Source organism: Shinella sp. 838, assembly GCF_029623935.1.
Taxonomy (GTDB): domain Bacteria; phylum Pseudomonadota; class Alphaproteobacteria; order Rhizobiales; family Rhizobiaceae; genus Shinella.
Map to the genome: position 1 here is coordinate 88,990 of NZ_JARSBQ010000012.1, position 22,665 is coordinate 111,654.

Sequence of the window (22,665 nt, forward strand, 5' to 3'; positions counted from 1 at the left end):
GAGCCATGAACATGCTCTTGAATGGCCTGGGACGCGTGGCGCGCAGGCTCGAACTCGTGACACTGGACGTGTGCGTGATCCTCGTGGTGGTCATGTGCGGAGTGCTTTTGGGCGAGCTTGTCGCGCGGAATATCTTCTCGACGAGCTTTCTTTGGTCGATCGAGCTTGCCACCACCTGTTTCGTCTGGATGGCCTTTCTCGGTGGCACCGTCGCGGTTCGCCGGCACGAGCATTTCAATGTCGACCTGATCAGCAAATGGGCGCCAGCGGGAAGCCAGGCCGATTTCTCGCTGAAGGTCCTTGGCGTGCTCGTCGTCGGCACTATTGGTGCAGTCCTGTTCTGGAAGGGAATCCCCTTCGCCTCCGGCGGCATGCGTCGCTTCAGCTTCAGTCTGGGCATCCGGCAGGGATATACGATGCTCGTGATGCCGATCGCCGGCAGTCTGATCCTCTTTTATTCCCTCATTGATCTCCTGAGCCTCTACCTCCGGCGCCGTCCCGACGGCACGTTCGATGGTCTCGCGACAGGGGAGGCATCCGGTGTCTGATTCAATGGAAATCGCCGTTCTGTTCGGCACGTTCATCCTGCTTCTCGTCCTAAGGGTGCCGCTTGCCTTCGGACTGGCCGCCGCCACGCTGCTGACGATGCTGACCGCCGGCATTCCGCCGATGCTGCTGGTCGAGCGCCTCTATGCCGCGCTCGATTACTTCCCGCTGCTGGCCATCCCGTTCTTCATTCTCGCCGGCTACCTGATGAACGAGGGCAAGATCGCCGATCGCTTCATCGATCTCGCCTATGCGCTTGTCGGTCACATCCGTGGCGGTCTGGCCCAGGTCAATGTCGTGGTGTCGATGATGTTCGCCATGGTTTCCGGAACCGCAAGCGCCGATACGGCCGGCACCGGCTCCGTGCTGATCCCGGCCATGGTCAAAAAGGGATATGCCCCGGGCTTCAGTGCCGCCATCACCGCCGCGTCGTCGACCATGGGCGCCATCATCCCGCCCAGCGTCCTGATGATCGTTTACGGATCGCTCGCCAATCTCTCGATCTCCAAACTGTTCCTCGCCGGCGTCGTTCCGGGTCTCGCGGTCGGCCTGTCGCAGATGGCGATCGCCTACCGGCGCGCCATCAAGGACAATCACCCACGGGAAACCGAAGTCAGCCTCCCCTTCATTGCCAAAAGCCTCCGTCGTGCCCTGCTGCCGCTTGGTGTGCCGTTGATCATCGTGGGCGGCATTCTCGCGGCATGGTTTACGCCGACCGAGGCGGGCGTGGTCGCCGTCGCTTATTCGATCGTCGTCATCGCCCTGCTGCGCACGATTCCGCTGCGATCCCTGCCCAACATTACCCGCAGCGCCGCGCTGATGGTGGCGCTGCCGACCTTCGCAATCGCGGCTTCGGTGGCCTTCGGCTGGATGGTCGCCTATCTGAAGCTGCCGGATATCATCAGCGGCGTGATGGCCATGTACGAATTCGGGCCGACGGCGAGCCTGTTCGTCATCATCGCGATCTTCCTGGTCATGGGCTGCTTCATCGATGGCGTGCCGGCCATGATCATCTTCTTGCCGATCGCGCAGAAGATCGCCGCCACCACCGGCATCGATCCGCTGCACATGGCCATGATCATCGTCATGACCGCTGCGCTCGGGCTGATCACGCCGCCCTTCGGCCTTTGTATTCTGATCGCGGGGCGTATCGCCGGTGTGTCGACGCCGGTGATCGTCCGGGAAACGATGATCTTCGTCTGGGCTATTCTAGCTCTGATCCTGCTGATGGTCCTGTTTCCGGAGATCGTCCTTTTCCTGCCCAACCTACTGGGCTGAGAGGTCAGTTGAAATGACTGAAATTGCTGCAATCCATCGTTTGACCGTCGGCGAGAGCCACAGCGTTCGCAAGACCATTTCGGAATCGGACGTCTATCTCTATGCGGGCATCGTGGGCGACTTTCACCCCAACCATGTCGATGCCGTCTATGCCGCCGAACATCTGGGGAAACGGGTAGCCCACGGTGCGCTGTTACCCGGTTTCGTGTCGCGTGCGACCGTCGAGCTGATCGGCGACCGCCTGACACCTCCCGGATATGCGGCACAGGAGTTCCGGCTGAAGCTCCTGTCCCCGGTCTTCATCGGGGATACGATCGAGACCACCGTTACGGTAACCGAGCTCAACGTCGAACGGCGCAAGGTCATCATGTCGGCGGAAATAAAGGCGGCTGACGGCCGTATCTGTGCCGTCGGCGACACCACCGTGAAGGTATTGCGCGCGACGGCCGAGCCGGCCGCAGAAAAGGCAACTGTATGACGATTACGCGAAAACCCGTTCGTTCTGTCCTGCGCGCCGCCGCCGTCATCGAGGCGATCGGTTCCGGCGCCAAGGGCGTTACCGCCATCGCCGAGCAGATCGGTCTCAGCAAGGGAACCGTGTTCGATCTGTTGAAGACGCTGGAGATGGCCGGCTTTGTCCGCCAGTCACAGGAGGGCGATGCCTACCAACTTGGTCCAGTCCTGCTGCGGCTCGCCGCCGTCGGCCTGTCGCAGGTCGATCTTGTCGCGGTCGCGGCGCCGCATCTCCAGGCGCTTTCCGACGATACCGGCGAGATCTGCCACCTCGGCCGCCGCGATGGTTTCTCGGTCGTTTATCTCCACCGGGCGAAGAGCCAGCATCTCGTGCGCATGCTCGATCTCAACAGTCTGGTCGGCGCCCGCTCGCCGCTGCACTGTACCTCCATGGGCAAGATCGCGCTCGCCCACATGACGGATGAGGAGTTCGAAGATTTCCTCGTCATGCCGCGCGAGGCCTATACCGAGCGCACGATCACCGATCCGGCCGCGCTGCAGGCCGAGCGGGAGCGTGTGCGTGAGCAGGGTTACGCGCTCAATCTCGGCGAATATGAGGAGGGCGTCCATTCCGTCGCCGTTCCGCTCCGCACATCGAGTGGTTCGGTGCGCCACGGCATCAACTTCGCCATGCCTTCGGTGCGCATGCCGAAGGCATCAATCCCCAACCTGGTCGAACGTCTTCAGAAGACATCGGCGGCGATCGAAAAAGACATCGGTATCTGAAGGACTGCATCGTCATGAAATATGTGAACACGATAACCGCCGACCAAGCGGCGGCGCTGGTGAACGATGGCGACACTATTGCAAGCTGTGGTTGTGAAAACGTACTTGTACCTGACGTCCTTCTGCGTGCTCTCGGCACCAGGTATACGAATACCGGCTCGCCGCGCGCCATCACGGAAATCCATCCGATCATCGTCGGCATGGGTGAGGGCAGGGGGCTGGAAAATCTCGCTCATCCGGGCATGGTCGCGAAAGCAATCGGCAGTGGCTACAGCTTCCTCAAGACCTCCCGCTATACCGAGTTGCTGAAGAACGACGCCTTCGCCGCGCATGTCGTGCCGATGGGGACGATCTTCCAGATGCTGCGCGACTGCGCGGCGGGACGCCGAAGGACCTATACCCGCATCGGTCTCGGCACCTTCGTGGATCCCTCTGTAGAAGGCGGTTGCCTGAATGCCGCGGCAGGTCGCTCTCTTGCGGAGCGAATCGAGATCGAGGGCGAGACGCATCTGGCCTATGACACACAGCCGATCAATGTCGCCTTCCTGCGCGGCACCACCGCTGACGAATGCGGCAATATCAGCCTCGAGGACGAGCCGGTCTCGCTCGGCGTCCGTGCCATTGCCCAGGCCACCAAGGCGTCTGGAGGCAAGGTGATCGTGCAGGTCCGGCGGATGACCCGGAAGGGCTCGATCCATCCGCGCATGGTCGAGGTGCCGGGCATCTTCGTTGATGCCGTTGTCGTGGTCCCCGACCAGGAATTGGCGGGCGGTACGCTGAACCCGGCGCTGACCGGCGCGACCCAGCTGCCGGCGGGCGACGTTGGAAGCGTTCCCCTGGGCGTCGAGCGGATTATCGCCAGCCGCGCAAGCATGGAAGTCCGCGACGGCCAGACGGTCAATCTCGGCGTCGGCATGCCGATCGAGGTGCCGAAGATCCTGCATGAACGACAGGGCGCGCCGCTTGCCACCTATTTCCCCGAGCACGGCTCAGTGGGCGGCATTCCCGGCGAGCGGGCGATCTTCGGAACCAACATCAATCCTGATGCCATCATCGATTCCACCTCGGTGTTCGATTGCTTCCAAGGCGGCGGTCTCGACATCACCTTCCTCGGCTGCGGCCAGATCGATGTCGCCGGCAACGTCAATGTTAGCAAGTTCAACGGCATCGTGCCCGGCTGCGGCGGCTTTATCGACATCGTCAGCCGGACGCCGCGCGTGGTCTTCTGCGGCGCATTCACCGCTGGCGGTTTCGATGCCGGTCCGGAGAACGGCCGTCTGGTCATCCGTAAGGAGGGACGCTTTATCAAGTTCGTGCCGGAAGTCGAGCAGATCACCTTTAACGCCGCGCTCTCCGCCCAGAAAGGACAGCAGGTCACCTATGTGACGGAACGTGCAGTCTTCCACCGTCGCGATGACGGTCTGGAGCTCGCCGAGATCGCACCAGGCGTCGATCTGCAGCGCGACGTGCTGGACCTAATCCCGTTCCCGATGCGGGTCGCGCGCGATCTCGTCACCATGGACGCCATCCACTTCAACTGAGGACGCATTCCGGTCATGAAGGATTACGATACAATCGCCACGGACGTGCTCGTCATCGGCGGCGGCGGCGCCGCGTTGAGGGCGATCCTTGCCGCCCATGACGAGGGCGCCGACGTCACCGTCCTCGTCAAGAATACCTTCCGCAAGAGCGGCGCCACCTTCTACAGTGTTGCCGAGGTCGGAGCCTACAATGTTCCCGACGGCGCGGCCGACGAAGAGGACAATCCGGAGGTCTTCCGGCAGGACATCCTACGCGCGGCGCAGGACATGGCCGATCCGCGCCTTGTCGATATCCTGGTCAACGAGGCGGAGAGTTCGCTCCGCTATCTCGAGGACTACGGCGTGCATTTCGAGCGCGAGAACGACCGCTATCTGGCGTTCCGCGCCTGCTTCTCCTCGAAGCCGAGATCGCATGTCCTGAAGGATCACTTCAAGCCGATCATGCGGGCGCTTGGCGAGGAGGCGACCCGTCGCGGAATTCCCGCCCATGACCGGATGATGGTCGTCGGCCTGCTGGCCGAGGACGGCGTCTGCCACGGAGCGCTGGCACTCGACGACACCGGCCGGCCGGTCGTCATCCGTGCAAAGTCCGTCATCATGACGACCGGCGGCGCCAGCCAGCTGTTCGCCAAGAACCTCTATCCGAGCGACATCACCGGCGACGGTTACGCCATGGCCTGGCGGGCCGGCGCGGAGCTCGCCAACATGGAGTTCATGCAGGCCGGCGTGTCGATCATCGACCCCTTCATCAACCTGTTCGGCAACTATCTCTGGGATGCCCATCCGAACCTGACCGACCGGGACGGCAAGCCGTTCATGGAGGACTATTTGCCGGCTTCGCTCACCGTGCCTGAGGTCCTGCAGGAAAAGGAGCGGCATTTCCCGTTCAGCGCGTCGGATATCTCCCGTTACGTCGAAATCTCGATCCAGAGCGCGATCAACGATGGGCGCGGCACCGACAAGGGCGGCGTCCACATGGACTTCCGGGGATGCGATATCGATCGCCTGCTGGCGGACAAGTCCCGCTCGTTTGCCCGCATGTGGCCGCTTACCCATTCATGGTATCTCGAGCGTGGCACCGACCTCTACAAGGATGTGGTGCAGATCACCTGCTCGGCGCACGCCATCAACGGCGGACTGCGCATCGACGAGAACGGCGAGACCTCGCTTCGCGGCCTGTTCGCGGCGGGCGAAACGGCGGCCGGTCCGCATGGCGCCGACCGGCTGGGTGGCAATATGGCGATGACCTGCCAGGTCTTCGGCGCGAGAGCAGGCCGGGCGGCCGCAAGGCGTGCGCGCTCGGAACCTGCAACGGAGCCACGCCACGCCATCGCCGAACTGCTCGACTACATCGCCGGTTTCAAGCGTGAGGGTGACGAGGATGGCGGCCGTATCCGCGAGGAGCTGCAGCAGAAGGCGAATGGCAACCTGCTCATCCTGCGTTCGGACGATGGCCTGACCTCCTTCCAGTCGGACATCGCGTCGTTGCAGGAAGGGCTGCGCGTGGCGAAGGCAGAAAGCCGCGACGACCTCGTGCATCTGATCGAGACCGACAACCTGATCGAGACCGGTCGGATGATGGCGAAGGCCGGACTTCTGCGCCGCGAGAGCCGGGGCAGCCACTACCGAGAGGATGTGCCGCAAAGCGATCCGTCGTTCGCGAAGAGCTATGTCCTGTCGCGCCACCACCCGGAAGGGGGCTATTTCAAATCGCTGGGCAGCAGTGACCGCTGAACGTAAAGGGAGAATACCAATGCTGATTTCGCAGGTGCTGGGCACCGACGGAACGATTATCGTCGTGGTGCGCGAGAATGGCGGCACGGGCCGTACCGTCAAGGGCGCCACGAGTGTCCACGCCCTGGCCATGGAGGCCGCCGATGGTGGCCGCTCGCTGCGGGATATTATCGAGGCTAAGGGCCTCGGCGGTGAGGTCGATCTTGAGAATGCCTATGCCGAGGGCCGGCTTCTTTCCCCGATCACCCATCCCGATGCCGCGCATCTGCATCTGACGGGCACCGGCCTTACCCATCTGGGTTCGGCGGCGACACGCGATTCCATGCACAAGAAGACATCGGAAGCGGCCGAAGAGACCCTGACGGATTCCATGAAGATGTTCCGCATGGGCCTTGAGAACGGCAAGCCGAAGGCCGGCGAAAAGGGCGTGCAGCCGGAGTGGTTCTACAAGGGCAATGGCTCGCAGGCCGTCGCGCCCGGCGCTGCGCTCACCTCTCCCTCCTTCGCGCTCGATGGCGGCGAAGAGCCGGAAATGGCCGGCATCTATGTGATCGCCGCCGACGGCTCGCCCTTCCGCATCGGCTTTGCCGTCTCCAACGAATTCTCCGACCATGTGACGGAGCGGATCAACTATCTCTATCTTGCCCATTCCAAGCTGCGGCAGGCGAGCTTCGGCCCGGAAATCCGCATCGGCGCAGCACCGGACGATATCCGCGGCTTCTCACGCATCGTTCGCGATGGCGCGGTCCTGTGGGAAAAACCCTTCGTTTCGGGCGAGGCGAACATGTCCCACACCTTCGCCAATCTCGAATACCACCATTTCAAATACGGCCTGTTCCGCGCGCCGGGCGATGTGCATGTGCACATGTTCGGCACGGCGACGCTGTCCTTCGGCGACGGCATTCGCACGCAGGCGGGCGATGTCTTCGAGATCGGCGCGGAAGGCTTCGGCCTGTCGCTGCGCAATCCGCTGGCAATCGCCGAAGAGGAAGAGATCGAAATCCGCCAATTGTAATCGATGCCGCGGCCCGAATGCCGGGCCGGCAGGGAACGACAGGAGGCTTGAGAGCCCATGACCATCCATCAGAACCTCATCGCCGGCGAGTGGGTCGGCACGGATGCCGTTAAGAACATCAACCCGTCGAACACCGATGACGTGGTGGGCGAATATGCGTGCGCCTCCGTCGAGGACACCTGGGCGGCCATCGCGGCGGCCAAGGCCGCGTTTCCGGCCTGGTCGCGCTCGGGTATCCTCGAGCGCCATGCGATCCTGAGAAAGACCGCCGACGAGATTTTGGCCCGCAAGGACGAACTCGGCCGGCTGCTTTCGCGCGAGGAGGGCAAGACGCTCGCCGAAGGCATCGGCGAGACGGTGCGCGCCGGCCAGATCTTCGACTTCTTTGCCGGGGAGTGCCTGCGCCTTGCCGGAGAGACCTTGCCCTCGGTTCGTCCTAACATCGGCGTGGAGATCACCCGCGAACCGGTCGGCGTCGTCGGCATCATCACGCCCTGGAATTTCCCGATCGCCATTCCGGCCTGGAAGATCGCGCCGGCGCTTTGCTACGGCAACACGGTCGTCTTCAAGCCTGCGGAACTCGTCCCCGGCTGCTCCTGGGCGATTGTCGATATTCTCGTGCGCGCCGGCCTGCCGAATGGCGTCCTCAACCTTGTCATGGGCAAGGGCTCCGTGGTTGGCCAGGCCATGCTCGACAGCCCCGATGTCAACGCCATCACCTTCACCGGCTCCACCGGCACGGGCAAGCGCGTCGCCATGGCCTCCGTCGAGCACAACCGCAAGTACCAGCTCGAAATGGGCGGCAAGAACCCCTTCGTCGTGCTCGACGATGCGGACCTTTCCGTCGCCGTTGAAGCCGCCGTGAACTCGGCCTTCTTCTCCACCGGTCAGCGCTGCACCGCTTCCTCGCGCGTCATCGTGACGGAAGGCATTCATGACCGCTTCGTCGCCGCTGTCGGCGAACGGCTGAAGAGCATCGTCGTTGACGATGCTCTCAAGGCCGGTACGCATATCGGCCCGGTGGTCGACGAGACGCAGCTCAGGCAGGACACGGACTATATCGAGATCGGCCGGAAGGAAGGGGCGAAGCTCGCCTTCGGTGGTGACGTGCTGAAGCGCGAGACGCCCGGCTTCTATCTTGCGCCGGCGCTCTTCACCGAGGCGACGAACGACATGCGTATTGCGCGGGAAGAGATCTTCGGCCCGGTCGCCGCCGTCATTCGCGTCAAGGATTATGACGAGGCGCTTGCCGTCGCCAACGATACGCCCTTCGGCCTTTCCTCGGGCATTGCCACGACGAGCCTCAAGCATGCGACGCATTTCAAGCGCAATGCCGAGGCCGGTATGGTGATGGTCAACCTGCCGACGGCGGGCGTCGATTTCCATGTGCCCTTCGGCGGGCGCAAGGGCTCGTCCTACGGATCGCGGGAGCAGGGCAGTTACGCCGGCGAATTCTATACAACCGTCAAGACCGCCTACACGCTGGCGTGAGAGAAGTATCGGCCATATTGAGACCGCTCCATAATGCGGCGTCGGAGTCTTAGGGGGCAAAATAGGGTTTGATTTTGCCTCGTAGTATCAGAGTTATGCCTAATGCGATTGTCGCCGGGAACAACTCAAAGACTGAGCCTTCCGCCGTGGCAAGATGGCTCGCGCCCGCGAGCTTCGGTTCATAGTTGGCTTCATCAGAGCCGTTTTTCGATACATTTGCTGATCCCGCACAATGCCACCGGGCTTGCACTTAGAATCCCAACGCGCGCATCTGCTGGGTCATCTGCACGAAGGAGCCGCCTACGTGCTTGCGGATCACCATGTCCGCCCGCTTGACGTCGCCCGCCCGCAGAGCCGCGAGCAGATCGTCATGTTCCTCCAGGATAGCAGCATGGCGCTGTGTATTTATGCGCAGGCGTGCTGCGTGGACATTGAGGGCGCGGCGCAGCTTTATCCATTGGTCGGCTGCGACGGAATTGTAGTGGTGGCGGGCGATGACGCCATGAAATTCGCTGTCGAGCTTACGAAACTTCGCCAGGTCTGGCGTTTTCATTTCGCGAATCTGGGCCTGAATCTGCTCCATTTCATCGAGGAGCTCTGGTTGGGCAAATTCTGCGAACCAACTGACGAAATATGGCTCAAGAAGCTGCAGAATTTCAAAGATATTCTGGATCGTATGCGCATCCGCCTTGCGAACTGAGGCACCCCGATTCGGGTGGATGTCGACAAACCCCTCGCCCTGCATCCGCCGCAGAACTTCGCGCACAGGGCTGGTGCTCAGCCCGTGACGCTTCGCCAATTCGGAAACCTTCAACCGATCGCCGCCCTTCAGGGAACCCGCAGAAATCTCTGACAAGATGGCGTCATACAGCGCGTCTTCTCTATCAGGCAAAGGTTTGATGAGGTTCATGTGATGCTTCCGGCCAATTTTAGACGACGATAGCTCAGACACACTCTATCGACAACGCTCAGTTTCTGGGGGCCTTGTATAGAATAATCGTCCACCGGATATAAATAGACGACGGAACATAAAAAATCATCGACGATCTGGAGGGTGCGTGCTACAGAGGCGTTGAACAGATGCGGAATACAGGGGATGGGAATGCGCGCTACCGTGATCAGGCTGTTTCGGGGCTTGTGCTCAGTTGGGGGACGCCCATGACCAAGATCGCCGCCATCGAGCCGCTGCTCGCGCGGGTCGGCAAACGCAACCAGCTTCTTGTTAAGTTGACGACCGATGACGGTATCGTCGGCTGGGGTGAATCCGGGCTTTCGAGCCGGGAAAAGGCTGTTGCCGCTACGATTGAGGAGTTCGCCCGTTTCCTCGTCGGGCAGGACAGCCGCAGAATCGGGCGGATCTGGCAGGAATGCTATCGAAGCCAGTATTTTGAAGGCGGGCGGGTTATTACGGCGGCAATTTCAGCAATCGACATCGCGCTATATGATGCCTTGGGCAAGCGGCTGGGGGTGCCGGTTCACCAGTTGCTGGGCGGCAAGCAGCGCGACCGCGTGACAAGCTTTGCCAGCTGCATGGGGACGTCCAGCGAAGAAATTCTCGAAAAGGCGCGGATCTTGGTCCGGGCGGGCTTCGACTGTATCCGCACCTATCCCTCGTCGGCCGACGCCGGCGAGGTCTATGACCCCCGCGAATGCCTGCCACGCACCGCGCAGGAATTGATCGCCATCCGCAAGGAACACGGTCCGGGTCTTTTCATGGGTGTTGACCTGCATCACCGCCTGACCATCGCCGAGGCTGCAAGCTTCTGCGCCATGCTGCCACAAGGCACGCTGAACTTCCTCGAAGAACCGATCCGTTGTGAGACGCCCGAGGCCTACAAGATCCTGCGAGGCTTAACCCCGATCCCCTTTGCGGTGGGCGAGGAATTCGCCTCGAAATGGCAGGCCGGGCCCTATCTGGACCAAGGCCTGACGCAGTTTATGAGACTCGACATCTGCAATATTGGTGGTTTCACCGAAGCGATGAAAGTCGCGGGCTGGTCCGAGCGCCACTATGTCGACCTGATGCCGCACAACCCATTGGGCCCGATTTGTACTGCGGCGACGATCCATCTGTCGGCGGCTGTTCCGAACCTCAGCTGGGTGGAAAACCGCCAGTCGATTGTTGAATCCGATCTGGGGTTTCACGACCCCAATCTGTTTCCGGTGCAAGTGCAGCTGGACGGCCCCTATTATACCGTCCCCGATGCCCCAGGGCTTGGGGTCGAGGTCGACGAAGCCGCCGTTCGGGCGCAGGTCGCCACGCATATGGAATGCCCGCATCTGCGTCGGCCCGATGGCTCGGTCACCAACTGGTAGGGGCGGGACCGGCACTAGATCCGCAAGAGGATGCGGCATTTTCAAACCACAATCGCCAACTGTTCATCTATGGAGGATACAATGAACAAGACGCTACGTCGCACGCTGGGGGCAGTTTCGGCCTTTGCCATTCTGTCAGGCGCCGCACTTGCCGAGCCGATCAAGTTGGATGTCACCGCTTGGAAGGGCAATGAATCCGAGCCAGCAGGTCTTTCTGGCCTGATCGCGAGCTTTGAGGCCGCGAACCCGGATATTGATGTGGAATTGTCCTATATCAGCCGCACTGACACCGATGTTGTGATCCCGCCACGACTGCAGGGCGGCAACCCACCCGATGTCATGATGGTCGACATGCCACTGGTCAAGGTCTGGGGCGACGCGGGCTTCTTGCAGGACTTTGGCACTGATGCCGAATGGTATGGCCGAGTGCCACAAGATCTACGCTCCGCGATCACCCTCGACGGCAAAGCCTATATCATGCCGCTCGAAGTGATCGGCATGGGGCTTTTCACCAATATGGGTATGCTCAAGAGCGTCGGCATCGACGCCCCGCCACAGACCCTAGACGACCTGAAGACGGCCTGTGCCGCGTTGGCTGCGGCCGGGAAGAACGCAATGATGTTGCCGGGCACTTGGAATGCCGAGCTGTTCGTCATCGCCAATGGGCTGGGTGCGGGGACCACTCCGGCCAGCGACCTTGGAAACGGCACAAACACGTTTGTTGATGATGCCGGCTTCAACGCGGCACTGGATACCGTTCGCGACTTGGCAGGTGCAGGCTGCTTTAACGCCGCACAAATGGCTGGTGTTGACCCGTGGAGCACGGCTTTGGCCGAATTCAAGGCGGGCAACTTTGCCATGATGCCACAAGGCGCATGGAACATTGCCAGTTTTAAGGAAAACTCGTCCCTCGAATTCGTCTTTGGCCCGATTCCGACTCCGTCGGGCGGCGTGGCGGTTGATCTTTTCGGCATCGGTTGGGCGGCGAGCTCGGCCTCTGATAACCCGGAAGCAGCTAAGAAGTTCATCGAGTTTTTCGCGAAGGCCGAGAATCTTCAGGTCATGCTGGATGCCGAAGCCGCCTATTCGCCCTTCGATGACGGCGCCAGCGGCACGCCCGAACAAGCCGCTCCCTATGATGCGGCTCGCGCTGCCGGAGCCATTAGCAGCTTTCCCTATGCGCTTCTAACCTGGCCTAAACCGCTGGAAAGCGAAATCGCGGACAGCCTTTCCAGCCTGTTCCTTGAGCTGTCCAAGACCAATGAAGAAATTCTGAACCGTTGGGACGAAGTGGTCGAAGACGATCTGTGACGCCTGACCAACAAAACCGCCACGGCCACGCGCCGTGGCGGCCCCTTCGATCAACAGGAACCGGCCCATGTCCTCGAACCTGACACGATTGATGTTTCTTGCGCCAGCTCTGGCCATTCTGGGGATCTTCTTCGTCTATCCGATCTTGTTGACCTTCTATTACAGCTTCACCGACTTCACCGGAGTGGGTGCTCCTGAATGGGTCGGGACTGCCAATTACGACCGTTTCATCGCGCGAGACCGATACCCGGCGGCGTTGGGAGTTACGCTCTGGTTTACGATTGTCGTCGTGACGGTCCAGACCCTTCTAGGCCTGTTCTTTGCCGCCATTCTGCACCGGCTCCCCGCTATCAGGAACGTGGCCCGCGCTGCGCTGTTTATGCCTGCCATGATGTCGTTTGTCATCGTGGGCTATGTCTGGCAATTCATCTATTCGCCCTTCAATGGCGGGCTTAACTCACTTCTGACCTCGGTCGGGCTGGAGAGCCAGACGCGCGGGTGGCTAGGCGACCCTGACACAGCGCTTTACGCCATTGCGCTAGCCCATGTCTGGATGTTTGCGGGCTATACCACCGCGATCTTCCTGGCGGGATTTGCCAATATACCTGCGGAAATCGACGAGGCAGGGCGACTGGACGGCGCGTCAAATTGGCAGCGCTTCCGTCATCTGGAGCTACCGCTGCTGGCCCCGGCCGTGACGATCAACGTAATCCTGTCGACCATCGGCACGCTGAAGACCTTCGAACTGCCGTTCATCATGACCAAGGGCGGCCCGGACGGCGCGACCCGGACGCTAAGCGTCGAGATTATCGATAACCTCTTCCGCTCTTACAAATTCGGCTTCGCTTCGGCCTTGTCGATTATCATGCTGGTCATCGTGGTCATCGTGGCTTTCATCCAGAACAAGTATCTGCGCGGGCGGGAGGACGTTGCATGACCCTGACTTGGCAAAAGACAGGCGGCTGGGCTGCAAGTGTGGTGATGCTGCTGATCATTTTCGTCATGTTGACCCCCGTGGTCTACATGATCTTGATGTCCTTCCGGACCGGCGCCGAAATTGGCGCGGACCCGCTGGGCCTGCCGACATCCCTTTATCTGGGCAATTACACCAACGCGCTCGAAAAGATGGATTATTTCCGTGCAGTTGTGAACTCGGTCGGCATCACAGCTTCCGTGACGACACTGGTTGCGCTCTTGGGGTCCATGGCGGCCTATCCCCTGGCACGCAATTCATCCCGTGCGGGGCGGGCCTTCATCATGCTCGTGGCGCTCGGATTGGCGACGCCGGCCTTTGTAACTATTACACCGATATATGTGATCTTCCGTTCGCTTGGCCTTTTGGACAGCTATCCTGGCATCATTCTGGCCTTCACGGCGCTGAACCTGCCGCTGGCTGTATTCTTCTATGTCGGTTTCATTGGGGCCATCCCGCGTGAGCTAGAGGAGGCCGCCAGACTGGACAATTGCTCGGACTGGCAGGTGTTCTGGTATGTGATCCGACCGCTGCTTGGGCCTGCCACTGCAACCCTGTCGCTTTTTGTGATGCTGATGGTCTGGAACGACTTCACTTATCCGCTGCTCTTACTGTCCGACAATGACAAGTTCACAGTGATGATTGCGGTATACCGCTTTGTTGGCAACCACAATCTGGTGCCCGAACAGCTGTTTCCGGCCGCCGTGCTGGGCTCCCTGCCGCTCCTCATCATCTTCGTCATTTTCCAGCGCCGCATTGTGGCTGGTGTCACCGCAGGAGCTGTCAAGTGATTGATCTTACAGAAAAAGTTATCATCGTGACGGGTGCCGCTTCCGGCATCGGGCGCGGCGTCCTGCGGATGGCGCGGGCGGCAGGCGCACAGGTTGTAGGCATCGACATAGCACCCGGGGCAGAAGACCGCATCGCCGCTGAAGGCGGACTGCTCTACCGCGCAGATGTGGGCGATCCTGGGAGCTTTGCAGCAACTATCGATCGTGTTCGCAGTGACTTCGGTCGGCTGGACGGGCTGGTCAACAATGCCGGGATCACGCGGGCGCCCGACTTTTTAGGCGCAGATGTCGCGGAATGGGACTTGCTCTGGCAAGTGAACCAGCGGTCGGTGCTGATCGGGAGCCAGGCAGCTGCCCGCATCATGGTCAAGGATCGACTTGGCGGGGCGATCGTTAACATCGCCTCAAATCACGCCCGCGCCAGCGATGTCGGCTATGAGGCATATGCTGGCACCAAGGGCGGTATCGTCGCCATGACGCGCGCCATGGCCTGGAGTCTGGGGCGACATGGCATCCGCGTCAATGCGCTTTGCCCCGGATTGACCCTGACTGAGCATGTCGCCAACGTTGCCCGGGATCCCGCAATCGCCAAGACGTTCAACAGCTGGCACGCGACCGGCCAAGTGAACACGGTCGATCAGGTGGGCCAGGTCGCAGCCTTTTTGCTCTCGGACGCTTCGGCCGCGATTAGCGGAGCCGAAATCCTCGCTGACCAAGGCATGGTGGCGCGGCTCGGGGCACTTGGTGCAGAAAAGGACGAGGTATGAGCAAGGTAGCACTGTCTAAAGTCGTCAAGAAATACGGCGGGTTGGAGGTGATCCATGGCGTCGATCTTGAGATTGAGAAAGGCGAGTTCGTTGTTTTTGTCGGCCCGTCGGGCTGTGGCAAATCCACCCTTTTGCGAATGATCGCGGGGCTTGAGGGAACGAGCGCCGGAACTATCGCCATCGGCACCCGCGATGTGACGCATATTGACCCGGCAAAGCGCGGCGTGGCGATGGTGTTCCAGACCTACGCGCTTTACCCCCACATGACCGTGCGTGAGAACATGAGCTTCGGGCTCAAAATGGGTGGTATGAACGCCGCTGAAATCAAGACGAAGGTCGCGGACGCGGCCAAGGTCTTGAAACTCGACACCTATCTCGATCGCAAGCCCAAGGCGCTTTCCGGCGGCCAACGCCAACGCGTCGCTATTGGCCGCGCCATCGTTCGGCAACCGGAGGTTTTTCTGTTTGACGAGCCTCTATCGAACCTAGACGCCGAGTTGCGGGTCCAGATGCGACTTGAAATCGCGCGGTTGCACAAGGAACTTGCGGCGACGATGATTTACGTGACGCATGATCAGGTCGAGGCGATGACCTTGGCAGACAAGATCGTGGTCCTTCGCGATGGGCGGGTCGAGCAAGTCGGCACGCCGATTGCGCTTTATGAAGACCCGGTGAACCTGTTCGTCGCGCAGTTCATCGGCTCCCCCCGGATGAACCTGTTCAGGGCCAGGGCAGAAGCCGACGGCCTCCTGCGTCTTGTCGATTTCGCGGATGCGGTCTTTGCTGCCTCCATTTCGAAATCTGTGCCCGCCGGGGCGGAAGTGCTGGTCGGCGTCCGTCCTGAACAGTTTGATAACAATGGTCCCGTGCGAATCTCCGTGCAGGTTGATGTTGTCGAGAATCTGGGCGGCGTCTCGTTTGCCTATGCGGGTGTAGGGCATGAGGCAGAGCCCTATTGCATCGAGTTGCGTGGCAAGTCGCGCCCCGAAGGCGGCACGATCACAATCGGTATCGACCCGGCCGCAGCGCTCTATTTCGATCCGGCCACTGGCCTGCGGCTAAAGTAAATGCCCATGAACAGAGCACAGTTTTTCGATGACCGGGTCTGCAGTCTCGGCGAGGGGATTTTCTGGCACCCCGACCGTCAGGCACCGTTTTGGTTCGACATCCTGTCAAACCGGCTTTTGTCGCGCAAAGGCGACCAATGCGAGGCATGGGACTTCTCTGAATTCGTATCCGCCGCCGCAGTGGTTGACCATGACAGGCTGGTAGTGGCCACCGCTTCGGGCCTTGTTCTGTATGATGTTGAACATCGTATCAGCACGCCGCTGGCAGACTTTCCGGGCTCGACCGTACCGACACGTTCCAACGACGGACGTTGCGATCCTTTTGGAGGGTTCTGGATCAGCACGATCGGCTTGAAGGGAGAAGCTGCTGCTGGCGCTATTTACCGCTTTGCCGAGGGCCGTCTGACAGAGCTATTCAACAAAATTACCGTTCCCAACGCTATCTGCTTTGCGCCCATGGGCACGTTCGCCTGTTTCACCGATACGACCAAGCATATGATCTGGCGGGTGGAACTGGACAGCGCGGGCTGGCCGAGATCCGACCCCGTTCCTTTTGTCGACATGACCGCCGAAAAGCTCTTGCCCGACGGCGCGGTCATTGATTCCGAGGGGTGCCTTTGGGTCGCCCTTTGGGGTGCGGCAAGGGTAGACCGCTATGATCCGCAAGGACGGCTTCTGGCGCAAATATCGCTGCCCGCAGCGAACGCTAGCTGTCCGGCTTTCGGTGGGCCTGACCTGCGCACGCTCTATGTGACCTCGGCATCCGTTGGGCTTGATGCTCCGGCTGAGGTTGATGGCCGCACCTACTCCGCAAACCTCGAAATCACCGGCCAGGCCGAACATCGCTTCAGACTGAAACCATGACGCTTGTGCTGGAAAATGGCGGTTACCGCGCCGAGTTGAGGCCCGAAGCCGGAGGGCTGATCGCTGGCTTGCAGGTCTTGGGTGCAGAGGGCTGGATCGACCTTCTTCTTGCCGAGCCGCCGGGCGGCAGATCGCCACATGGAATGGCGCATTTTGGCTGCTTTCCGATGGTGCCTTTCGCCAATCGCCTGCCGCAGGCTTGGCTGCCGCTCGGCCGAGGGCGTGCCGAGTTTGCGCGCAACTGGCCGCCGGAAGGGATCGCCCATCACGGAACGGGATGGCGGGCGGTCTGGAGCTGTGAGCGGACAGGCCCCGCGTCTGTAATGATGAAAACCACGATCTACGATGTGGATGGCGACCCGCTTGGGGTTGCGGGACAGGATATTCGACTGGACGTAGAAGGGCTATCGGTGCGCTTGCACTATCACCATGGCCATCCCGAACCCATGCCTGCCGGCGTCGGCCTCCACCCGTGGTTCCACGCCCCTGACAGCCAGGATACAGCCAGGTTTATGGCCAATGGGGAATATGTGATGGGAAAGACCCATCTCGGCGAGGGTCATCGCGCCAAGGCGGGCGAACGGCGATTCAGCCATGCTGACGCGGGCTTCAACGGGAGTTTTTCCGGATGGGACGGCAAAGCCCGGATCATTAGGCCCTCGGCGGGGCTCGTGGTCAACGTCACCGGTGTTTGCGACCTTATCCACGCCTATGTTGCCACGGCGTTTCAGGCATTCTGTCTGGAACCGGTCACGCATTTCCCGGGCGCGGCCCATGCCGGGCTTGCGGTCCCCGGACAAATGCGGGTGCTGGACCAGGGCGATGAGATTTCCATAACGATGCGGATAGACGCCGAGCAAGCGGATTGACCGAAGGGCCCGCTGCCCGATGTTCAGCATTCTGCGGGTCATTCAATGGGATATCGCAAAGGCTGATCACGCTTCGGTGACGTTGTTACGCAGGCATCTACCCAGCCCGGAGTCTCTTGGTGACTACAGTGCCTGGCAGACCGCATCGCCTGCCGAAAACGGCGTGACTCTTGAATTATCGGTGCGCCACAAAGGTGAAAACCCCTTACCTACGGGCTTGGGCAGCATCCCTTCTTCGCTCGAAAGACACACACACGGCTGACCGCGCCGGCACTGCGAGTCTGGAGCGAACGCAACGTACATCTACGTTTACCGGACGAAGAAAGGCCTCTACCTACGGAACACGATATTGCGGCCCCTAACCTGTTGCCAGTTCGCTTCGTCAACAATGCCTTTGCCAGCTGGGACGGACACGCTTCCATCATATGGCCGGAACTCAGGCTCGCTGCGGCTTGGCGCAAGCCCTTGAGCGTTGGCGGAAGATGGGGCATCCGGCCTATGAAGCGATCAAATCGACTGCGTGTGGGCTCCACCTGCACAGTAGACAGGACTCTCGCCCATGAGGGCTCTTGACAACTATCAGTCGCTATGTTCACGTGAACGTAGATGCAGAAAAACGATCGTGAATTGTCACTGGAAGCTGCTGAAGGCCGCAATTGGCGACGAGTGGTTCCTTACATCAATAAAAGGGAGTGGAGACTATGACTTATAAGAAATTTATGGCCGCGAGTGCTTTGGTAGTAGCGGCAGGATTTGGCGGGGCTGCCTACGCGGCGGACTACCCGGAGAGACCAATCCAGATGATCGTTCCATGGGGTGCGGGCGGCGGCAGCGACGCTGTGGCGCGGATCATTGCTTCAGTCCTGCAGGAAGATCTTGGTCAACCGGTAAATGTCGTCAACAGAACGGGCGGTTCGGGCGTGGTCGGCCACTCTGCAATCTCAGCGGCCGATCCGGACGGTTACACGATCGGACTTGCCACAGTAGAAATCACGATGATGCATTGGCAGGGACTTACTGACCTCAGCTACAAGGACTACGACATTATTGGTATCGTCAATCAGGACGCCGCCGGTGTGATGGTATCGGCTGATTCTAAATACAAAGATATCAAGTCGCTCAACGATGCTATCAAGTCCCAGCCGGCCGGAACATTTTCGGCGTCCGGTACCGCTCAAGGCGGGATCTGGCATGTGGCTGAGGCGGGCTGGATGGTTGCCAATGACCTTGACGCGGGGCATGTGAAGTGGGTTCCAAGTGAAGGGTCGGCTTCTGCGATCACCGAAATGGTTGCTGGAGGGATCAGTATCGTAACCGCATCGCTACCTGAAGGTCGCTCGATGATTGAGGCAGGCCGAATTATCCCGCTGGCAACGATGAGTGATGAGCGCCATCCGCTTTATCCTGACGTACCAACCCTGAAGGAGGCAACTGGTATCGACTGGACTCTTGGCGCCTGGCGCGGCGTTTTTGCACCCAAGGGCCTGCCAGCAGATGTTCGCGAAAAGCTCTCGGCGGCAGTTGAGAAGGCATACGAAAGCCCGGAATACCAGGACTTCATGAAGGGTCGTGGACTTGGCGTTGTATGGCGCGCAGGCGACGACGCCACTAACTTCGTCGCTAAATCGGACGTCACCTTTGGCGAAGTGATGAAGGCGGCTGGCTTGACCAAGTAATTGTCAATGCCCGGGTAGCCAGCCCTGCCCGGGCAATCTGCATGCATATAGGGGGGCACAGTGTGAAGGCGAGCGAGTTGACTATCGGGATAATCGTGCTGATCGTGGGGGGGCTATTGCTGGGCTCCTCGTTCAGCTATCCCGAATTGCCGGGACAGGCTTATGGTGCCGGCACTTTTCCCCGGCTTCTTGGTGTCTGCGGTTTGACACTCGGCCTGTTGCTGATTGCCAAAGGCTGGGCCAAGCGGAGCAGCTTCCTGATCGGGGCCATCGACGAATGGGTACGTCATCGGCTTGCCTTAGGTGTGCTGGGCGTTCTTGCTTCTATCGTCTTCTTCATTCTTGCTGCGCCATCACTTGGCTTCATCGTTTCGGCTGTTGCAATCCTTTTCATCTTTATGTTCTTCGGCGGCGTAAAGCTTCCGCTGGCTGTCGGCGCCTCGCTGACGGCAGCCCTTGTCATCTACTTTGCCTTCAGCCACCTCCTGCTCATCCCGCTACCGCGCGGCGCAGTCGAGAATCTCCTGTGGTGAAGCCCTCATTCTGATCGGGAGAGCTCGATGCTCATCGAAGCCTTGAAGATAGTATTTCAGCCGGACGTCCTGTTGACTGTGTTTCTTGCCGGATGTTTCGGCATGTTCGTCGGTGCGATCCCCGGATTGACTGCAACCATGGCAACCGCGCTGCTCGTTCCCGTCACCTTTTTCATGGACCCAGTTCCGGCGATAGCATCAATCGTCGCTGCCACGGGAATGGCGATTTTTGCGGGCGACATATCCGGGACGCTGATGCGTATGCCGGGCACTCCCGCATCGGCCGCTTATGTCGAAGATGCCCACCGACTGAGCAGGGCTGGGCGCGCGAACGAGGTCCTCGGTGCCTGCCTATTCTTTTCAGCATTCGGAGGAATTGTTGGTGCCATAGCCCTCAGCTTGCTGGCGCCGCAGTTGGCAGAGATTGCGCTGAAATTCTCGTCTTTCGAGTATTTCTGGCTGGTACTGCTGGGCCTTTCGAGCGCGGTCTTCGTTTCGTCCGGGTCGCCGATGCGCGGGCTGGTATCCCTTTTCATCGGCCTTGCCGCCTCGCTCGTCGGGCAGGACAATCCGTCCGGCGCGTCGCGGTATACCTTCGGCTCGGTCGAACTTCTGGCAGGGCTGCAGTTCATTCCCGCGATGATCGGCCTTTTCGCCATTTCCGAAATTATGCGCTCGTACACGAAGAACGCGGCAGAAGCCCGCATTGCACATGTGAAAGGGCCGATTTTCAGTCCGCAACTGGCCAATTTCCGGAGATATCCAAAGCAGGCATTCCGGGGCGCGGGTGTCGGCACCATTATCGGCGCGCTGCCAGGGGCTGGGGCCGATATAGCAGCGTGGATCTCCTATGCGATTTCCAAGAAGTTTTCGCGTACGCCCGAACGGTTTGGCACGGGGCACGTTGAAGGCCTCGTTGAAGCTGGCGCTTCTAACAATGCGGCGGTCTCCGGCGCTTGGATACCGGCTTTGGTGTTCGGCATTCCCGGCGATACCATTACCGCCATTGTGATCGGCGTGATGTACGTCAAAGGGCTCAATCCCGGACCGATGGTGTTCATCCAGCAACCAGAGATGATCTACGCCATATTCATGGTTTTCGCGCTGGCCAATCTGCTGATGCTGCCAATCGGCTGGGTTGCGATCCACGCAGCAGGGCGTTTGCTGGCAGCGCCTCAGCGCATCTTGATGCCGATCATTCTGGTCTTTTGCATTGTTGGCGCGTATTCAACCAACAACTCTGCTGCAGGTATCATTATCATGCTGGGTTTCGGTGTCCTCGGCTTCCTGATGGAGGAAAACGAAATTCCCCTAGCCCCCGCTATTTTGGGCCTGGTGCTGGGACCGATGATTGAGAAATACTTTATTACCTCGATGATCAAGGCCGATGGCAATCTGCTGGGCTTCTTCGAACGGCCGATTTCCGCAGGCCTTGGATTGGCAACGCTGCTGCTCTGCCTGATCCCGGTAGTCCGTTGGATTCGCAAACGACGTCACGCCACAGCCTGAGGCGCCCAGCGGCCTTGGGCGCAAAGTGCTCAGGGCCGTTAGGCCCGCTCATGCCGACTTTCGCACGATCAACGCTGTGGGGGAGCGACCGGTTGAGTGAGATCGCTCATCAGCCGAATCCAGGATCATGGCGACGGCGCGCTGCGCTATATCATCGGTCGAAAGGCTGATGGTCGTGATGCCGCCGGCGATCCATTTATAGGCGGGTGGATCACCATAGCCTACAAACGCCATTCCTTCGGGAAATTGCATGCCAAGCTCGAGGCAGGCTTCAAGTGCTCCATTTGAGATTTCGAAGCCGCCACAAACAAGCGCCCCAGGCGGGACTGCGCTGTCCAGCAGGGACACGGCATTGTCATGGCCCATGTTGAAACTCGGCTGTCCGGTGCGCACCAACCGCCTATCGACCTCCACGCCGTTGCGCTGCAGTGCTGACCGGAATGCGGCAAAGCGCCCGCGTCCGGATGACAGAGAAGCGTCGGCCCCGATAAAGCCGATATTCCTCCGGCCGGTGGCGACCAGGCGATCGACCGCCGCCTCGATGGATGGGCCATCATCCAACAATAGTTGGTCGCTTGGTTGTGGGTGTTCCCTGGTGCGGATCAGGTCAATGATCATCATCGATTGCGGAATGGGAAAATCGCCCAGACCGGCCTGGGATGTAGGTACCATGATCACGGCCGCCGCCTGCAAGCCCTGAAGTCTCAGGAGTGCCTGGTGCTCCTTTTCACTGTCGTCGCTGGTCAGATGGATCACGACGTCGAGTCCATGCTCGGCACAAAGCAGGGCAAGCGTATTGGCGAACTGCGCATAGAATTCGTTGATAATATTGGGGAGCAGCAACCCGACAATGGCTGTCCGATCTCCGCGCATCGTATTGGCGGCCGAACTTTTGACGTAGCCCAGCTCGCGCGCGCGCGCGAGAATGACCCTTCGCGTTTCTTCACTGACATTGGGACTGCCATTCAAGGCGCGCGAGACCGTCATGTGGGAAATGTTCAGGTCTCTTGCGATGGACTTGATCGTGGCGCGCACTGGGCATTCTCTCGGGTTCGATAGTTTGTCTTCAGGATTCTTCGCTGAACGGATTGACATGTCAATGCTGATGTTGATAAATGTTCACGTGCACAGTTCACGTGAACATT

21 protein-coding genes are annotated in these 22,665 nt (G+C 60.2%); 19 read left to right on the top strand and 2 right to left on the bottom strand.

The annotated features are described in order from the left end of the window. Positions 1-5 precede the first annotated feature (5 nt). Genes P9A16_RS27215 through P9A16_RS27250 form a run of 8 tightly spaced genes read left to right on the top strand, consistent with a single transcriptional unit; the run spans position 6 to position 8,844 of the window. Complete coding sequence (locus tag P9A16_RS27215; protein ID WP_278026116.1) at positions 6-548, top strand: TRAP transporter small permease; 543 nt, start codon at positions 6-8, stop codon at positions 546-548. Beyond that, entirely contained in the window at positions 541-1,824 is a 1,284-nt protein-coding gene (locus P9A16_RS27220) for a TRAP transporter large permease (protein ID WP_278026117.1), read from the top strand. Before P9A16_RS27215 ends, P9A16_RS27220 begins: the two co-directional genes overlap by 8 nt. A gap of 13 nt (positions 1,825-1,837) precedes the next feature. Then, complete coding sequence (locus P9A16_RS27225) at positions 1,838-2,302, top strand: MaoC/PaaZ C-terminal domain-containing protein (RefSeq protein ID WP_278026118.1); 465 nt, start codon at positions 1,838-1,840, stop codon at positions 2,300-2,302. After that, positions 2,299-3,063 (top strand): IclR family transcriptional regulator, encoded by a 765-nt coding sequence (locus tag P9A16_RS27230; protein WP_278026119.1) that lies wholly within the window; start codon positions 2,299-2,301, stop codon positions 3,061-3,063. Before P9A16_RS27225 ends, P9A16_RS27230 begins: the two co-directional genes overlap by 4 nt. Positions 3,064-3,077: 14 nt before the next feature. Beyond that, positions 3,078-4,604 (top strand): CoA-transferase, encoded by a 1,527-nt coding sequence (locus P9A16_RS27235; protein WP_278026120.1) that lies wholly within the window; start codon positions 3,078-3,080, stop codon positions 4,602-4,604. Between the two features lie 15 nt (positions 4,605-4,619). After that, positions 4,620-6,338 (top strand): FAD-binding protein, encoded by a 1,719-nt coding sequence (locus P9A16_RS27240; RefSeq protein WP_278026121.1) that lies wholly within the window; start codon positions 4,620-4,622, stop codon positions 6,336-6,338. A gap of 19 nt (positions 6,339-6,357) precedes the next feature. After that, positions 6,358-7,353, top strand: coding sequence for an AraD1 family protein (araD1, locus tag P9A16_RS27245; protein ID WP_278026122.1), 996 nt, complete (start codon positions 6,358-6,360; stop codon positions 7,351-7,353). A gap of 57 nt (positions 7,354-7,410) precedes the next feature. After that, positions 7,411-8,844, top strand: a complete 1,434-nt coding sequence (locus tag P9A16_RS27250; RefSeq protein ID WP_278026123.1) for an aldehyde dehydrogenase family protein — start codon at positions 7,411-7,413, stop codon at positions 8,842-8,844. Positions 8,845-9,094: 250 nt separating this feature from the next. Here the strand turns inward: P9A16_RS27250 and P9A16_RS27255 are convergent, their stop codons facing one another. After that, positions 9,095-9,754 carry a GntR family transcriptional regulator gene (locus P9A16_RS27255; RefSeq protein ID WP_278026124.1) on the bottom strand — a complete coding sequence of 220 codons (660 nt, stop codon included), beginning with the start codon at positions 9,752-9,754 and terminating at the stop codon, positions 9,095-9,097. A 248-nt stretch (positions 9,755-10,002) separates the two neighbouring features. On the opposite strand from P9A16_RS27255, the gene P9A16_RS27260 reads away from it, so the two are divergent. The 11 genes from P9A16_RS27260 (at position 10,003) to P9A16_RS27310 (ending at position 21,520) form a co-directional block, all read left to right on the top strand. After that, complete coding sequence (locus P9A16_RS27260) at positions 10,003-11,160, top strand: mandelate racemase/muconate lactonizing enzyme family protein (protein ID WP_278026125.1); 1,158 nt, start codon at positions 10,003-10,005, stop codon at positions 11,158-11,160. 81 nt (positions 11,161-11,241) lie between these two features. Further along, positions 11,242-12,471: an ABC transporter substrate-binding protein gene (locus P9A16_RS27265; protein ID WP_278026126.1), complete on the top strand. Its 1,230-nt coding sequence runs from the start codon at positions 11,242-11,244 to the stop codon at positions 12,469-12,471. 67 nt (positions 12,472-12,538) lie between these two features. Continuing rightward, the gene (locus P9A16_RS27270; protein WP_278026127.1) at positions 12,539-13,408 is read left to right on the top strand and encodes a carbohydrate ABC transporter permease; all 870 of its coding nucleotides are present in this window, start codon (positions 12,539-12,541) and stop codon (positions 13,406-13,408) included. Continuing rightward, entirely contained in the window at positions 13,405-14,235 is an 831-nt protein-coding gene (locus P9A16_RS27275; protein ID WP_278026128.1) for a carbohydrate ABC transporter permease, read from the top strand. The genes P9A16_RS27270 and P9A16_RS27275 overlap by 4 nt, the downstream gene beginning before the upstream one ends. After that, entirely contained in the window at positions 14,232-15,002 is a 771-nt protein-coding gene (locus tag P9A16_RS27280) for an SDR family NAD(P)-dependent oxidoreductase (protein WP_278026129.1), read from the top strand. Before P9A16_RS27275 ends, P9A16_RS27280 begins: the two co-directional genes overlap by 4 nt. Further along, on the top strand, positions 14,999-16,069 hold the full coding sequence (locus P9A16_RS27285) for an ABC transporter ATP-binding protein (RefSeq protein ID WP_278026130.1): 1,071 nt from the start codon (positions 14,999-15,001) through the stop codon (positions 16,067-16,069). Before P9A16_RS27280 ends, P9A16_RS27285 begins: the two co-directional genes overlap by 4 nt. A 6-nt stretch (positions 16,070-16,075) precedes the next feature. Then, entirely contained in the window at positions 16,076-16,933 is an 858-nt protein-coding gene (locus P9A16_RS27290; protein WP_278026131.1) for an SMP-30/gluconolactonase/LRE family protein, read from the top strand. Continuing rightward, on the top strand, positions 16,930-17,802 hold the full coding sequence (locus P9A16_RS27295) for an aldose epimerase family protein (protein ID WP_278026132.1): 873 nt from the start codon (positions 16,930-16,932) through the stop codon (positions 17,800-17,802). Before P9A16_RS27290 ends, P9A16_RS27295 begins: the two co-directional genes overlap by 4 nt. Before the next feature lie 692 nt (positions 17,803-18,494). Next, positions 18,495-19,478: a tripartite tricarboxylate transporter substrate binding protein gene (locus P9A16_RS27300; protein ID WP_278026133.1), complete on the top strand. Its 984-nt coding sequence runs from the start codon at positions 18,495-18,497 to the stop codon at positions 19,476-19,478. A 62-nt stretch (positions 19,479-19,540) separates the two neighbouring features. Continuing rightward, positions 19,541-20,011, top strand: a complete 471-nt coding sequence (locus P9A16_RS27305; protein WP_278026134.1) for a tripartite tricarboxylate transporter TctB family protein — start codon at positions 19,541-19,543, stop codon at positions 20,009-20,011. A gap of 27 nt (positions 20,012-20,038) precedes the next feature. Then, positions 20,039-21,520, top strand: a complete 1,482-nt coding sequence (locus P9A16_RS27310) for a tripartite tricarboxylate transporter permease (protein ID WP_278026135.1) — start codon at positions 20,039-20,041, stop codon at positions 21,518-21,520. 48 nt (positions 21,521-21,568) lie between these two features. Here the strand turns inward: P9A16_RS27310 and P9A16_RS27315 are convergent, their stop codons facing one another. After that, the gene (locus tag P9A16_RS27315) at positions 21,569-22,555 is read right to left on the bottom strand and encodes a LacI family DNA-binding transcriptional regulator (protein WP_278026136.1); all 987 of its coding nucleotides are present in this window, start codon (positions 22,553-22,555) and stop codon (positions 21,569-21,571) included. Positions 22,556-22,665: the final 110 nt, after the last annotated feature.